Source organism: Pseudomonas sp. RGM 3321, assembly GCF_022836805.1.
Lineage (GTDB): Bacteria > Pseudomonadota > Gammaproteobacteria > Pseudomonadales > Pseudomonadaceae > Aquipseudomonas.
Window position 1 is genome coordinate 86,865 of sequence record NZ_JALHBH010000118.1, and the last position, 13,901, is coordinate 100,765.

14 protein-coding genes and 2 pseudogenes are annotated in these 13,901 nt (G+C 56.7%); 7 read left to right on the plus strand and 9 right to left on the minus strand.

All coding sequences use genetic code 11. The features are described 5' to 3' along the window. Nucleotides 1-125: 125 nt before the first annotated feature. The 6 genes and pseudogenes from RGM3321_RS21920 to RGM3321_RS21945 form a co-directional block, all read right to left on the minus strand. Complete coding sequence (locus tag RGM3321_RS21920) at nt 126-950, minus strand: alpha/beta fold hydrolase (RefSeq protein ID WP_244394808.1); 825 nt, start codon at nt 948-950, stop codon at nt 126-128. A 213-nt stretch (nt 951-1,163) separates the two neighbouring features. Continuing rightward, complete coding sequence (locus RGM3321_RS21925) at nt 1,164-1,496, minus strand: DOPA 4,5-dioxygenase family protein (protein ID WP_244394809.1); 333 nt, start codon at nt 1,494-1,496, stop codon at nt 1,164-1,166. A 129-nt stretch (nt 1,497-1,625) separates the two neighbouring features. Then, nucleotides 1,626-2,054: pseudogene (locus RGM3321_RS21930) on the minus strand (hypothetical protein). 82 nt (nt 2,055-2,136) lie between these two features. Next, nucleotides 2,137-2,532 (minus strand): annotated as a pseudogene (locus tag RGM3321_RS21935) (hypothetical protein); the annotation flags it as partial. A gap of 46 nt (nt 2,533-2,578) precedes the next feature. Continuing rightward, on the minus strand, nt 2,579-2,791 hold the full coding sequence (locus RGM3321_RS21940; RefSeq protein WP_244394810.1) for a hypothetical protein: 213 nt from the start codon (nt 2,789-2,791) through the stop codon (nt 2,579-2,581). 297 nt (nt 2,792-3,088) lie between these two features. Next, nucleotides 3,089-4,039 carry a LysR family transcriptional regulator gene (locus RGM3321_RS21945; protein ID WP_244394811.1) on the minus strand — a complete coding sequence of 317 codons (951 nt, stop codon included), beginning with the start codon at nt 4,037-4,039 and terminating at the stop codon, nt 3,089-3,091. 114 nt (nt 4,040-4,153) lie between these two features. Here RGM3321_RS21945 and betC point away from each other — a divergent pair, with 114 nt between their 5' ends. From betC to RGM3321_RS21960, 3 genes are all read left to right on the plus strand, one after another. Further along, nucleotides 4,154-5,659 carry a choline-sulfatase gene (gene betC, locus RGM3321_RS21950; protein ID WP_244394812.1) on the plus strand — a complete coding sequence of 502 codons (1,506 nt, stop codon included), beginning with the start codon at nt 4,154-4,156 and terminating at the stop codon, nt 5,657-5,659. 36 nt (nt 5,660-5,695) lie between these two features. Continuing rightward, a complete protein-coding gene (locus RGM3321_RS21955; protein WP_244394813.1) occupies nt 5,696-6,622 on the plus strand; it encodes a choline ABC transporter substrate-binding protein in 927 nt (308 codons plus the stop codon). A gap of 177 nt (nt 6,623-6,799) precedes the next feature. Beyond that, entirely contained in the window at nt 6,800-8,368 is a 1,569-nt protein-coding gene (locus RGM3321_RS21960; RefSeq protein ID WP_244394814.1) for a SulP family inorganic anion transporter, read from the plus strand. A gap of 258 nt (nt 8,369-8,626) precedes the next feature. On the opposite strand, the gene aroE is transcribed toward RGM3321_RS21960, so the two are convergent. Both aroE and hemF read right to left on the minus strand, forming a co-directional pair. Continuing rightward, nucleotides 8,627-9,451: a shikimate dehydrogenase gene (gene aroE / locus RGM3321_RS21965; protein WP_244394815.1), complete on the minus strand. Its 825-nt coding sequence runs from the start codon at nt 9,449-9,451 to the stop codon at nt 8,627-8,629. Further along, nucleotides 9,451-10,365 (minus strand): oxygen-dependent coproporphyrinogen oxidase, encoded by a 915-nt coding sequence (gene hemF / locus RGM3321_RS21970; protein WP_244394816.1) that lies wholly within the window; start codon nt 10,363-10,365, stop codon nt 9,451-9,453. Before hemF ends, aroE begins: the two co-directional genes overlap by 1 nt. 305 nt (nt 10,366-10,670) lie before the next feature. Between hemF and RGM3321_RS21975 the strand changes: the two genes are divergently transcribed. The 4 genes from RGM3321_RS21975 (at nt 10,671) to RGM3321_RS21990 (ending at nt 13,299) form a co-directional block, all read left to right on the plus strand. Next, the gene (locus RGM3321_RS21975; protein ID WP_244394817.1) at nt 10,671-11,465 is read left to right on the plus strand and encodes a DUF6861 domain-containing protein; all 795 of its coding nucleotides are present in this window, start codon (nt 10,671-10,673) and stop codon (nt 11,463-11,465) included. A 213-nt stretch (nt 11,466-11,678) separates the two neighbouring features. Then, nucleotides 11,679-11,906, plus strand: a complete 228-nt coding sequence (locus RGM3321_RS21980) for a hypothetical protein (protein WP_244394818.1) — start codon at nt 11,679-11,681, stop codon at nt 11,904-11,906. Continuing rightward, nucleotides 11,906-12,226, plus strand: coding sequence for a DUF3630 family protein (locus RGM3321_RS21985; protein ID WP_244394819.1), 321 nt, complete (start codon nt 11,906-11,908; stop codon nt 12,224-12,226). Before RGM3321_RS21980 ends, RGM3321_RS21985 begins: the two co-directional genes overlap by 1 nt. 95 nt (nt 12,227-12,321) lie before the next feature. Continuing rightward, the gene (locus RGM3321_RS21990) at nt 12,322-13,299 is read left to right on the plus strand and encodes a quinone oxidoreductase (RefSeq protein ID WP_244394820.1); all 978 of its coding nucleotides are present in this window, start codon (nt 12,322-12,324) and stop codon (nt 13,297-13,299) included. Between the two features lie 7 nt (nt 13,300-13,306). Here RGM3321_RS21990 and RGM3321_RS21995 read toward each other — a convergent pair whose 3' ends face one another. Next, a complete protein-coding gene (locus tag RGM3321_RS21995) occupies nt 13,307-13,864 on the minus strand; it encodes an L-threonylcarbamoyladenylate synthase (protein ID WP_003379455.1) in 558 nt (185 codons plus the stop codon). Nucleotides 13,865-13,901: the final 37 nt, after the last annotated feature.

Consider the following 13,901-nt stretch of genomic DNA (forward strand, 5'->3'; position numbering starts at 1 on the left):
CTCCCACGCCCTTCGGGCAGAAGCCTGAAAGCGCTGCATTCCCGGTTCTGTGTATAAAAGCAGCACTACAGCGTGGTAGCGCCGCTCCGGAGGGTCTGCATACGTTCCTGAAGGCGCGGCCCAGCTCAACCCTGCTTCTGGTTAACCCGCGCAAGGAACGTCATCAGCGCCCCGGACACAAAATCAGGGTTTTCCAGATTGGCAATATGACCCGCCTCGGGCACCAGCACATAAGGGCAGCCAATCAGGCCGGCCATCTCACGAGCCTCCTCAGGCGGGCGCGGGATGTCCGCATCGCCACACATCACCAGCGTGGCGTCGGCATTCAGTTGCTCGATCAACCCAAGCCGGTCATCACGACCAAAGATCATTCTCCCCAATGGCACGACGGACTGGCGCAACTGCTCGGCATTCATACCCGCCAACGCCGAGCGGAACGCCTGATACACCGGCGATTGCGGGTCAATGCCTGGCCGGAAGAAGATCGGTACGACGATGTCCAGCAGCGGCTCAGGAAAGGCACCGGCCTCTTCCAGCTTGTCGAGCAACGAGAAATAGTAGGCTTTCTTGGCCTCGGTCTCCTTGCCCAGGTAGGTGTCCATCAGCACCAGCCCGGTGATGCGCTCTGGCGCGAGCAGCGCAGCAATTGCGCCCCACATGCCGCCGACCGACAACCCTACGATGCTGCAACGCTCGATATTCAAATGATCCAGCAGCGCCAGCGCATGCCGCGCCAGATCATCGAGGTTGCGGGTGCCCTCCGGGAAACCGCTGGAATCCCCATGCCCCCAGAGGTCCGGCACAATCACTCGATACCGGCTGGCCAGCGTGTCGATCTGCGCACTCCACATCGTCTTGTCCCAAAGGTAACTATGACCGAGTAAGACAACCGGCCCGGTGCCTTGGTCAGCGTAGTGAAGGGTCTTACCGTGGATGAGTAGATCCGGCATTTCTGATAATCCTCTGTCTGGTCTTTCAGCATTCATTTCAGGCAGCCCGTGAAAGGCAGCTTATCGATGTTGACGCGTATGCATGACCATTTTGTTGAAATTTGCGCTGCAACGGACCGATTGGTCATTTTTCAGCGGAGCTATCTTACACCGATCTTTTCGACGAGGAATGCGCTTGTAGTTGCAGAAGGAAAACGGCCTAGAAGCTGGCTATCAGCCACTTAGAGCACCCAGATTCAAAGGCCGAACCGCGCCCATCCAGATGGCATGGTCGGTATGGTCCCGCAGCTCATCGCCCGTCAACGGATGCAGAAACACCACCAGCCCATTGCGATTCAACGCGAGCCATAAAGTGACGTCAGCCAACTGCTCATGCCCGAACGCCAACTGGCAACTCCAGTCCGGATGCGGCCCGACCAGCTTCTGATGGACGCGCCCCATCTGCACAGCAAATTTCTCGGTCGCGGCTTCGCACAGGGCTCGGGCCTGGTCCAGGGTTTGGGCGTTGAAATAGATGTGGGCGTGGTAGCCGTGGATGTCTTGCATTGAGGTAGAGGCTCCTTTCTCGGCTGAAGGCCTGGCTGATGCAGGTGTGTGGCCAGCCTTGATCATTTTTTCTCGTGTGTAGACCGATAGTAGGTCCTGCATGAGGGTTGAGAAAGCCTCATGACCGTCTCACGTGTGAAGTCTCGCAGCATCGAGCGGTTCCAAAACGACGCTCTCTGCCAATAAAATACACGCTGCACCGTAAACAGCCTCAAGCTCAAACAATACAAGTTTACCGGTGCGAACGAGGTTCAGCTTCTGCAAAAAGTTAGTGTCTTTTAAGTCGTCTGGCTGAGGATGGCGCCCTCTCATCAGGAAAAACAAACAATGTGCAGTTTCTACTTTCTGATCGTTACTGGCATCAAAAAAATGGCGCGGTCAACAATATTCAAAACCCTCATACCATTCAGGCTAAAATCATCGACGCCCTTAGCAATTATTTGATAACGCTTTTTGCCTTCCCCACGGACTTGTCACTTTTAGACGAATTTCTTTTTCAATTGAAAATACATGAATCGAATCAATCGTCGCTTCTACCAAAACATCCCATAGACTCATAACATCTCCTTTCGCCCAGAGCGGGGATTGTCAAGAAATTGCCTCCCCGCCCTTTGCTCATATTGAAAAATTATCGAAGTAGCTATATACCCGTCTGATTTTTTTCTTTGCATACATCGCCGCTTGCCTCATGGAACCGGTAACCAAACGGCAACGCTAAAAACTTCACAAGGTCAGGACGATGCTCTGCCACATGGTGTGCGTGAACCGTCTTGAGCGTTTGTGTATCGCCGTTATACCGGTCTGTGGTTATCCACCAGCCAGACATATGCTCGGGCGACGGATAGCGAACGCCCTCAACGGCGTCGCCCTCGAACACACCATCAGAAATGACCATCAGTTGATCGTGAAGCGGGACGGAACACTCGACGCCGAGTTTTGCGCATAGTGCGTACTGCTCGGCACGCCTTTCTAGAGCGGTCGCGATTTCGCGAACAAAATAACAAGGAGGCCTTTTCAAAAATACGAACTCCTGGCAATGAGTTGGCTGTATATCTATTGATTTTCCGCTACAAAAACCTTAACTAATTCCAGATAACCAGAGGACAGCCGGGCATTGAAAGCACCATCGCTTCCGGTCCATGAAACACATCCGGGCTCATACCGATTTTAATTTTTTTCATACTTAAAAACACTAACTCGATCTTTTGCTCTCCTTCAAGAAAACTTATAAGCTTTTCACCTTTGAGCGATGTTATCATCGAGCCATTAATTTCGCATGAGTTATTGATAGTCAAAATAGAACCACCTACAAATTAAATTTGCAGATAGTCATGCACGACACACGCATCTGTGACACGACTTCCAATAAGACAGTCAAGAACGTTCATCCCTGTGATACTCCAATACCGATTTAAGTGAGGCATGCCCAGCACAGGCTTTGCAAACTTGGCTCATACTCAATAGTTGTATGCCGATGCGAGTAAAAAGCACATACGCCTACTTCCGTAAACTTCGTAGGAAGTTTCCGTCTCAGCCGATAACGGCCTCTGACGCTATATGCAACTCAGCCCTGAACACCAAACACCCCCCCTTCAAACCGCAATAGAAGGCAACGGCCTGCCCGCCAGCGAAACCCCGCTCAACGCCTGCTCGCTCGCCAGCCAGTCCACGAACTGCTGAACGATTTGCACTCGCCGTTTGCGCTGGGGCAAAACCACGTAATAGCCTTGGCCGGAAATGGCGGCTCCGGCGATGGGGCGGCAGAGCAGGCCTTGATCGAGCAGATCGTCGACCAGGTGTTTCCAGCCGATGGCGATGCCTTGTCCGCCGATGGCGGCCTGGATGAGCAGGGTGTAGTTGTCGAAGCGCAGCTGACCGGGCGCGGGGGCCTGGGGGATGTCGAGGGCGCGGAATACGCCTGCCCAGTCGAACCAGTTGTTGATGCTCTCGCCACGCAGGTGCAGGAGTGGAAAGTCGCGCAGTGCATCATTGGGCAGCGGCGTCTGGCGCCCGGCGAGCAATTGCGGACTGCACACCGGGAAGACTTCTTCGCTGAACAGCCAGTGGCTTTCTCCCTGTTTGAAGCGCCCGTCACCGAACAGCACGGCAACGTCGATATCGGCGCGTAACATGCTGTGGGTACGCTCGCTGGTGACCAGGCTGACATCCACGTCCGGGTTGACCTTGTGGAAGCGGTGCAAACGCGGCATCAGCCAGTAGGCGGCGAAGGCGAAGTCGGTCGCCACTTGAAGCACTTCGTGCTGGTGGTGTTCGGTGATGGCTATCACTCCGCTGTCGATCGATTGCAGCCCGGCCTGCACATGGCTGAACAACACTTCACCAGCGTCGGTCAATTCGATGCCACGGTAGATGCGGTCGAATAATCGGGTAGCGAGTTGCTCTTCGAGGCGCTTGATCTGCTGGCTGACAGCGGGCTGTGTCGTGCCCAGTTCGAGGGCTGCTGCGGTGAAGCTGCGCAAGCGCGCCGCGACCTCAAAGGCACGCAACAGGTCGAGTGACACATCGCCGAAAGATTCAAACATTAGCTGGGCTTATCCTAGGCATTGCTGTGTATGGGCTTTACCCCGAAACGTATGGACTCCATCCTCATACCCGGCACTTTCGCATAACTTTTCACAATGGGATGCAGCGATTACATGAAGCGCAAAAATATTCTGTTCATCATGGCCGATCAAATGGCCGCGCCAATGTTGCCGTTCTACGCCCCGTCTCCCATCCTGATGCCCAACCTGAGCCGCCTTGCTGCCGACGGCGTGGTGTTTGACTCGGCGTATTGCAACAGCCCGCTGTGTGCGCCCTCGCGCTTTACTCTGGTGAGCGGTCAACTGCCGAGCAGGATCGGCGCGTACGACAACGCGGCTGATTTCCCGGCAGACGTTCCGACCTACGCCCACTACCTGCGTGCGCTGGGCTACAAGACCGCGCTGTCGGGCAAGATGCATTTCTGCGGGCCGGATCAGTTGCACGGTTACGAAGAGCGCCTGACCAGTGACATCTACCCGGCCGATTACGGTTGGTCGGTCAATTGGGACGAGCCGGACGTACGCCCGAGCTGGTATCACAACATGTCATCGGTGTTGCAGGCCGGCCCGTGCGTGCGCACCAATCAGCTGGATTTCGATGAAGAGGTGCTGTTCAAGGCTCAGCAGTATCTTTATGACCATGTGCGTCAGGACGGTGATGCGCCGTTCTGCCTGACCGTTTCCATGACTCACCCTCACGACCCGTACACCATCCCGCGTCCGTTCTGGGACCTGTACAGCGACGACGAAATCCCGATGCCGACGCCGCACGCCAATCAGGCCGCGCTGGACCCGCACTCACAACGGCTGCTCAAGGTGTATGACCTGTGGGACAAGCCGATGCCGACAAACAAGATTCGTGATGCGCGCCGCGCCTACTTCGGCGCGTGCAGCTATATCGATCTGAACGTCGGTAAGCTGATGCAGACGCTGGATGAAGTCGGACTGGCGGAAGACACCATCGTGGTGTTCTCTGGCGATCACGGTGACATGCTGGGCGAGAAGGGGCTCTGGTACAAAATGCACTGGTTCGAAATGGCCGCCCGGGTGCCGTTGGTGGTGTACTCGCCGGGCCAGTTCAAGCCGGGCCGGGTCAGTGCGTCGGTGTCGACTGCCGACTTGCTGCCGACCTTTGTCGAAATGGCCAACGGCAAGCTGGACGCCGGGTTGCCACTGGACGGACGCTCGCTGATGCCGCACCTGAAACGCAAGGGCGGGCACGATGAGGTGTTCGGCGAATACATGGCCGAAGGCACGACCAGCCCGCTGATGATGATCCGTCGCGGCGTGTACAAGTTCATCTATTCGGAACAGGATCCGTGCCTGTTGTTCGATGTGAAGAAAGACCCGAAAGAGCTTAAAGACCTGAGCCAGTCGCCAGCCCATGAAAAGCTGTTCAATGACTTCCTGGCCGAAGCTCGGGCCAAGTGGGACATCCCGGCGATACACCAACAGGTGCTCGCCAGCCAGCGCAGAAGGCGCTTTGTCGCCAAATCGCTGGCAACCGGCAAGCTGAAGAGTTGGGATCACCAGCCACTGGTCGACGCCAGTCAGCAGTACATGCGCAACCACATTGATCTTGACGATCTGGAGCGCAAGGCACGTTATCCGCAACCTTGACCCTGCCCACACCAAAAAATCAAAAGGGGTACATCGATGAAAAAGTTATCCACAACCGTTGCGGTCGCGGTCGTGACGTTTGGCAGCCTTGCGGCGCAGGCAGAGGACGCCAGTTGCAGCACCGTGAAGATGGCCGATCCGGGCTGGAGTGACATCGGGGCCACCAATGCTATCGCCAGCGTGGTGCTTGAAGGGCTGGGCTACAAGGCCAAGGTTGACACCCTGGCCGTGCCGATTGCCTACGGCGGTTTGAAGGACGGCAAGCTGGATGTTTTTCTGGGTAACTGGATGCCGGCGCAGCAGGGCTTTTACGACAAGTTCGTGGCGACCGGTGATGTGACGCAACTGGCCAGGAATCTTGAAGGCACCGAGTTCACGTTGGCCGTGCCGGACTATGTGTGGGACGCCGGCGTGCATGATTTTGCCGACCTGAATAAATTCGCTGACAAGTTCGACCAGAAGATCTACGGCATTGGCTCTGGCGCACCTGCCAATCTCTCGCTGCAGGAGATAATCAAGAAGAACGAATTCGATCTGGGCAAATGGAAGCTGGTCGAGTCGAGCGAGACGGCGATGCTCGCCGAGGTCAATCGCAACGTGAAGCGCAAGGCGTTTGTAGTCTTCCTCGGCTGGACCCCGCATCCGATGAACGTGCAGATCAAAGGCATGCATTACCTCAAGGGCGGCGAGAAATACTTTGGTGACACCGGCTCGGTCTTCACCCTGACCCGCAAGGGTTATGCGCAAGCCTGTCCGAACGTAGGCAAGCTGCTGACCAATCTGAGCTTCACCCTGGACATGGAAAACAGCATCATGGCCGAGGTGACCAACAAGAAGGTCAGCAATAGCGCAGCCGCCAAAGCCTGGATCAAGGCCAACCCTGCGGTACTGGACAATTGGCTGGAGGGCGTGAAGACGTTTGATGGCAAGGATGGGCTGGCGGCGGTGAAGACCACGTTGTAGGCATAGGACTTAAGTGCGCAGCGTGGCGCAGATTTGTGACGCGGAGCGTCACCCAAGGCATTCCCACGCTGGAGCGTGAGGAACGATAGGTGTGTCCGACTATCGTGCCCATGCTCCGCGTGGGCATGCAGTTCTGGACGCTCTGCGTCCTTTACGTTCAATTCACCCGAGGGACCAATGCGCTGGCTCAATCGCCATAAATTCCTGCCGTTTCTGGCTTGGCTGCCACAGCAGAGCCGCGCCAGTGTGGGCCGGGATGCGCTGGTGGGTTTGAGCGGTGCGATTCTGGCGCTGCCGCAATCCATCGCTTACGCACTGATCGCCGGGCTGCCTCCAGAGTACGGTCTGTACGCCGCCATTGTTCCTGTTCTGATCGCCTGCATGTGGGGCTCGTCCTGGCACCTCATCTGTGGGCCGACTGCGGCTATTTCCATCGTGCTGTATGCCAGTGTCAGCCCGCTCGCCGTTCCGGCCAGTCAGGATTACATCATGTTGATCCTGCTGCTGACGTTCATCGCCGGTGTCTTTCAGTTGTTACTGGGGATGATGCGCTTCGGCGCGCTGGTGAATTTCGTTTCGCACTCGGTGGTGCTCGGTTTCACACTGGGCGCTGCCGTCGTGATTGCGCTCGGGCAGATGCCCAATTTGCTGGGGATCGATCTTCCAAGCCAGACCACCGCACTCAAAAGCCTGAGCGCCGTGCTTGAACATCGCGGCGAACTCGACAAACCTTCGTTGATGCTTGGCCTGTTGACCCTCGCGCTGGGCATCGGCCTCAAATCATGGGTGCCGCGCTGGCCGACGCTGCTGATCGCGCTGGTATCGAGCAGCCTGCTGGTCTGGCTCTGGCCAGCGATGTTCGGGCATGTGCGAGTGGTCAGCGCCTTCGTCGGGCATTTGCCGCCTTTCAGCCCGCTGCCGCTGGACCTTGAGCTGATCCTCAAGCTGCTGCCGACGGCAGTGGCGGTGGGCATGCTCGGGCTGGTCAACAGCCTGTCGATTGCCCGCTCGCTGTCGGCACGTTCGCAGCAGATGCTCAACGCCAATCAGGAAGTCCGTGCGCAAGGGCTGTCGAACATGGTCGGCTCGCTGTTTTCCGGCTATCTGTCAGCGGGCTCGTTCACCCGTGCAGCGCTGAGTTATGAGGCGGGCGCTCGTTCGCCGTTGGCCGGGGTGTTTTCGGCGCTGTGGGTGGCGCTGTTCGCGGTCGCCGGCGCTTCGTTGATTTCGCACATTCCGATCCCGGCCATGGCGGCCTCGATCCTTCTGATCTGCTGGGGGCTGGTGGACCGTCGTGGCATTCGCGCACTGTTCCGCGTCAGCCGCGCCGAGTTTTTCGTGATGGCGCTGACCTGCCTGGCCACGCTGTTGCTGGAGCTGCAAACCGCGATCTATGCGGGCGTGCTGGCTTCGCTGTTCTTCTACCTCAAACGCACCTCACAACCGCGCGTGCAGCAATGGCGCGAAGGCGACGAGGACGTGCTGCGGGTCGGCGGCTCGATCTTTTTCGGTGCCAGCCACTACCTGCAAACCCGCCTGCAACGCACTGAAGGGCTGCGTGTGGTGATCGACGCGCAGCAGATTAACTTCATCGATTACTCAGGCGTGGAAATGCTTCATCAGGAAGCCAGACGTCTGGGCCGTCAGGGACGATTACTGATCCTGCGCAATGCCAGACCGCAAGTGATCGAGGAATTGCACAAGCTGGAAGGGCAGGATAACTGCCCGATTCTGTTTGAGGATTGAGCCATAACTCATCGTACTGACGCTCTGCGTTCAGCGTTATACGCAAGCCAGCTTTGGATTCTGGCCGAAGGCCGTGGGAGCGAACTTGTTCGCGAAAGGGCCGGTATGATCGCCGAAATTCATCGTATGAAACACCGTCTTCGCGAACAAGTTCGCTCCCACGCCCTCCGGGCAGAAGCCAAATCTGCGGGCTTAGCAAGACCTTGTGGATAACGCAGAGCGTTGGAAAAATAGTCGTTCAGTTAGCGTGCCAGTGATTCAACCCGCCGCCAGCAACCTGCGTAACTCAGCCAGCACCGGCGCTGAATCCGGCCGTACACCGCGCCACAACAGGAAAGCTTCTGCCGCCTGCTCAACCAGCATCCCCAAGCCATCAACCGACTGCGCCGCACCCTGTTCAGTGGCCCAGCGGCAGAAGGCGGTGGGCTCTTTGCTGTACATCATGTCGTAGCAGAAGGTCGCACCAGGCTGGACAAGGGTCGGGGAAATCGGTGGCAGCTCTCCGGCCAGACTGGCAGAGGTGGCATTGATGATCACATCCACCGGTTCTTCAAGCCAGTCGAAGCTGCTGGCAAACACAGGGCCAATATCCGCAAATTCCTGAGCCAGTCGTTCGGCTTTTTCAACGGTGCGATTGGCAATCACCAGCACTGCGGGTTGCTCCGCCAGCAAGGGTTCAAGCGCGCCACGAACCGCGCCACCCGCGCCCAGCAACAGAACCCGCTGACCACGCAGGCTGCGCCCGCAATTGACCGTCAAGTCACGCACCAGCCCGGCACCGTCGGTGTTGTCACCCAGCAGCGTACCGTCATCGAGCTTGCTCAAGGTGTTCACCGCTCCCGCGCGCTGCCCGCGCTCGGTCAGGCTGTCGGCCAAGCGATAGGCTTCCTCCTTGAACGGCACAGTCACGTTGGCACCACGTCCAGTCTGGAAAAACGCCTGGGCAAACGCGGTGAAATTATCCAGCGGTGCCAGCGAAGTCTGGTAATCCAGCGCCTGCCCGGTTTGCTCGGCGAACAGGCGATGAATCAGCGGCGACTTGCTGTGACCGATAGGGTTACCAAAGACGACGTACCGGTCCATCAGTTGTCCGCCAGCCAGTCGCGATCAGTCAGGAAGTAATCAGTCAGGCGCGCTTCTTCGCTGCCCGGCGCGGCTTTCCAGTCGTAGCCCCAGCGTACTTGCGGCGGCAGCGACATGAGGATCGATTCGGTACGGCCACCCGATTGCAGACCGAACAGCGTGCCGCGGTCGTACACCAGGTTGAACTCGACGTAGCGCCCCCGACGGAATTCCTGAAATTCGCGCTGCTGCACGGTATAAGCCGCAGCCTTGCGACGCCGCACGATCGGCAGATAGGCATTGATGAATGCATCGCCGATGGCGCGGATGAACGCGAAGCTGGTGTCGAAATCCCACTGGTTCACGTCATCGAAAAACAGACCGCCGATGCCGCGCGGCTCGTCGCGGTGCTTGAGGTGGAAGTAGCTGTCGCACCACGCCTTGTAACGCAGGTAAACATCATCGCCGAAGGGCGCGCAGGCCCGTTCTGCGACCCGGTGCCAATGCACGCAGTCTTCTTCAACGCCATAGTAAGGCGTCAGGTCGAAACCACCGCCGAACCACCACACCGGCTCTTCGCCTTCTTTTTCAGCGATGAAAAACCGCACGTTGGCGTGAGACGTCGGCACATGCGGGCTGTGCGGATGGATAACCAGCGACACGCCCAGCGCCTCGAAACCACGCCCGGCTAGCTCAGGCCGATGGGCGCTGGCCGACGGAGGCAGGTTGCTGCCGAACACGTGGGAAAAATTGACACCACCTTTCTCTATGACCGCGCCATTCTCGATCACCCGCGTGCGACCACCGCCGCCCGCCGGACGCGTCCAGGCATCTTCCACAAAGTGTGCGTTGCCATCTTCCTGCTCGAGCGCGGTGCAGATCCGGTCTTGCAGGTCGAGCAGGTAGGCTTTTACGGCCTCGGTACGGGTACTCATGAAGATCCCTTACGGTTGACGTCAAACGGCTGAGCCCCTAAGCACAAGAGGCGCTGGCAAACTGGCGCGTAGCATACCATCGGCAGAGCGCACTGGCAGTTGACGAAGGTCGGGCGAAAGCGTTCGATGGGGGCTCGCATCAATTTGAGATGTCAAGCACACTGCGGACTTGTTTTGCGAAGGATAAGTAATTATTCTGCAGGCCGATATGCTTTTTAAATCAGCCACACCATAAATTATTTATGTAGAGCATAATCTGGCAAGGATGCGAAAATATTTTACACAAATAGGGACATAATATATCTATGAGAATATTCGCAGACACTCTCGACTGGGATGACGTAGAGCGAACACTAAAAGATACTTTCGATACCGTCAACCAAAGTTTTGATCGTGGATGGACTTCTACTCAAGATGAATGGCACGGCTTCACTAGGAGAGTAAGTCTTCGCGTTACGTCTGTTTTTGGCGATATGGGTCCAGACAGAATCGATGCAGTTAAAGAAGCTCTGCGCCTATCTTACCCCATTATATTAACAAGTTTGAGCCGGCGGTGGGCATCAATAGAGATCGACCAAATAATTAACGTTTTACTTCAAGTTGCGAAAGAAGTAACGATGATCGTAGGTGGCAGCGTACTGGCTGGCAGTATTATAGGTGGCTCCATCGGTGCTTTAGCGTATGGAACGGGAATAGGTGCAGGAGTTGTTATAGGCGGAGGTATTGGCTTTCAGCTTGGCAACGTTATTCTCATGGCCTTGGGACTCTCCGCAATTGCTGATTACTTTTATGAGGGGCTGCCCGCCTGCTTGGCAACGCTGCATGACGGTCTAGCACTAGCATGGAACGCAGAGTATGGCACGCCTGTCGGTTTAGATCCAACTGGCGGCTCTGCCGCTCGCAGAGACTCTAGGATTGACGAGGCCTCTAGACTACTAGCCAACGGGCAAGAGCAGCTTATCACTCTTCTCCTAACCGCTATCGTGACTTATGTAATGCGAGGGAAAATAAAAAATAGCTTACAGAGCTCTGCCGATGACATTATGGCTCGTAGCGCTCAACTTCAGGCAGAGATATCAAACAAGCAACTGGCTGACTAGTTAGCAAAAAATATAGAGAAATTATTAAAACACCCAGACTTCCAGCCTAAAACCCAATACAGCAAGAATGATTTTAAAAATGAATCAACTGAGTGGGACACTGTTAATTCTAGAGCAGATGGTGACTTCGGCTATTTGCCACCACTTCGGCAAAACTATGTAAGAGCGGTTTATGAGCTAAAAAAGACCATTAATCGCATGAGAGCGAGTGGCATGGATCTTGAAGAGATAGCAAAACACGCTTATGAAGCGAGAACGAACCTTAAAATTGAGTACCGTAAATTTACTCCTCCGGAGCTGCTGGAAACCATTAATGCTCGGAACATGAATAAATACGGAAATCCAATAGGACCTACGTTTGACGACTTGATTAACAAAGGAAAGACTTTCGAGCAAATCATAGACAGTGCTACGCGAGCAGGAGGGGAGGATATTTTCTAATGACGAATTCAAATATTTTAAACGCTATGGCTATCGAAAAAATGCACTCTGGCCATTCGTGCCTCAGTCTTTCAGCGGAAGTCGATTGGGAGGGGTTTCCCCGATATGCCGAGATTATCCTCGGCCTGCTGGGAGGCACCGTTACTTCGAAGTCCGACGCTGTGGATGTGCGCGTCTGGGACGTGCAGATAAGAGGCGAAGCCTTTTTCCTAGCCTATGAGGACTTTCCATCGATGGTGAGCCTGGAATCAAAAAGCGCAACGGGTGATGCGCTGATCGAAGACTTCCTGTCTGTCCTTTCTCGAAGCTCCCAAAGCTGAAAGCCACGCAGTGCTTTCGTTTTAACGGCCACGCAGCGTGCTACTTTTGTTTGTCTGACGCATAAGATATTGGGTCACCATCACGGAGAGAGCACATGGCAAAGCGTATCCAGTTCAGCACTGTCGGAGGACCCGAGGTTCTTGAATATGTCGATTTCGAGCCGGAGGCTCCGGGGCCGCAGGCGGTGGTTGTGCGCAACAAGGCCATTGGCCTGAATTTCATTGATACCTATTACCGTAGCGGGCTGTATCCAGCGCCTGAGTTGCCTTCAGGGCTCGGTGCTGAAGGGGCGGGTGTGGTCGAGGCGGTGGGCGATGAGGTGACGCGCTTCAAGGTCGGTGATCGTGTTGCCTACGGCACCGGGCCTTTGGGCGCGTACAGCGAGTTGCATGTGCTGCCTGAGGCGAATCTGGTGAAGCTGGCGGACTCGGTCAGTTTCGAGCAGGCCGCTGCGTTGATGCTCAAGGGCCTGACCGTGCAATACCTGCTGCGCCAGACCTATCTGGTGAAGCCGGGCGAGATCATTCTGTTTCATGCGGCGGCTGGTGGTGTCGGCTCATTGGCCTGTCAGTGGGCCAAGGCATTGGGCGCGAAACTGATCGGCACGGTCAGTTCACCAGAGAAGGCCGCTCACGCCAAGGCGCTGGGTGCCTGGGAAACCATCGACTACAGCCACGAAGACGTCGCCAAACGTGTGCTGGAACTCACCGACGGCAAGAAGTGCCCGGTGGTCTACGATGGCGTAGGGCAGGACACCTGGCTGACCTCGCTCGACAGCGTGGCACCACGCGGGCTGGTGGTGAGCTTCGGCAATGCGTCCGGACCGGTCTCGGGCGTGAATCTGGGGATTCTGGCGCAAAAAGGCTCGGTGTATGTCACCCGCCCGACGCTGGGCACCTACGCGAACAATGCGCAGAACCTGCAGGCCATGGCTGACGAGCTGTTCGACATGCTCGCCAGCGGCAAACTCAAGGTCGACAACATTCAGCAGTACGCCTTGAAGGACGCCGCCAAGGCGCAAACCGAGCTGTCCGCTCGGCGCACCACTGGCTCGACCATTTTGATTCCCTGAGCCAGCGTCAGCCAGCGCGCATGACCTGGCCGGTCGCGATATCACGGATCACGCTGGGGTTTCGGCGGCCGCCCAGGCTGCCGCCCAGCACACCGTCGATCTGACCCCGGAAGTACTGTTCGACGCGCAGCCGCGAACGGGCAGCCGGACGACCTGCCGGGTTGGCCGATGTGGAAATCAACGGGCCGACCAACGCGCACAGTTCGCGCACCGTAGGGTGGTCGGTGACGCGCAGCGCCACGGTTTCATGAATGCCGGTGATCCACTCGGGCAGCAGGTTCTGATGCGGCACCAGCCAGGTATTGGGCCCCGGCCAGGTGCTGGCCATGCGGTCGAGCCACAATTCGGGAAAGTCTTCAAACAGAAAGTCGAACTGGCGAATGTTGTCGGCGATCAGGATCAGGCCTTTTTCCACTGGCCGTGACTTGATCGCCAGCAAACGATAAACCGCTTCTTCATCCCATGGATCACACCCCAGGCCCCAGACTGCCTCGGTCGGGTAAGCAATCACCGCACCGGCTCGAATATTCTGAGCGGCTTGTTGCACACGCCAACTGCTGACCATTGTTTGTCTCTCCGCTAAATCCTGACGGCAGTTTAAC

Bases quoted from the DNA above. Each gene is read 5' to 3' on its own strand.
- RGM3321_RS21920 (WP_244394808.1), bottom strand. From the start codon at position 950: ATGCCGGATCTACTCATCCACGGTAAGACCCTTCACTACGCTGACCAA.
- RGM3321_RS21925 (WP_244394809.1), bottom strand. From the start codon at position 1,496: ATGCAAGACATCCACGGCTACCACGCCCACATCTATTTCAACGCCCAA.
- RGM3321_RS21945 (WP_244394811.1), bottom strand. From the start codon at position 4,039: ATGTTTGAATCTTTCGGCGATGTGTCACTCGACCTGTTGCGTGCCTTT.
- betC (WP_244394812.1), top strand. From the start codon at position 4,154: ATGAAGCGCAAAAATATTCTGTTCATCATGGCCGATCAAATGGCCGCG.
- RGM3321_RS21955 (WP_244394813.1), top strand. From the start codon at position 5,696: ATGAAAAAGTTATCCACAACCGTTGCGGTCGCGGTCGTGACGTTTGGC.
- RGM3321_RS21960 (WP_244394814.1), top strand. From the start codon at position 6,800: ATGCGCTGGCTCAATCGCCATAAATTCCTGCCGTTTCTGGCTTGGCTG.
- aroE (WP_244394815.1), bottom strand. From the start codon at position 9,451: ATGGACCGGTACGTCGTCTTTGGTAACCCTATCGGTCACAGCAAGTCG.
- hemF (WP_244394816.1), bottom strand. From the start codon at position 10,365: ATGAGTACCCGTACCGAGGCCGTAAAAGCCTACCTGCTCGACCTGCAA.
- RGM3321_RS21975 (WP_244394817.1), top strand. From the start codon at position 10,671: ATGAGAATATTCGCAGACACTCTCGACTGGGATGACGTAGAGCGAACA.
- RGM3321_RS21980 (WP_244394818.1), top strand. From the start codon at position 11,679: ATGGATCTTGAAGAGATAGCAAAACACGCTTATGAAGCGAGAACGAAC.
- RGM3321_RS21985 (WP_244394819.1), top strand. From the start codon at position 11,906: ATGACGAATTCAAATATTTTAAACGCTATGGCTATCGAAAAAATGCAC.
- RGM3321_RS21990 (WP_244394820.1), top strand. From the start codon at position 12,322: ATGGCAAAGCGTATCCAGTTCAGCACTGTCGGAGGACCCGAGGTTCTT.
- RGM3321_RS21995 (WP_003379455.1), bottom strand. From the start codon at position 13,864: ATGGTCAGCAGTTGGCGTGTGCAACAAGCCGCTCAGAATATTCGAGCC.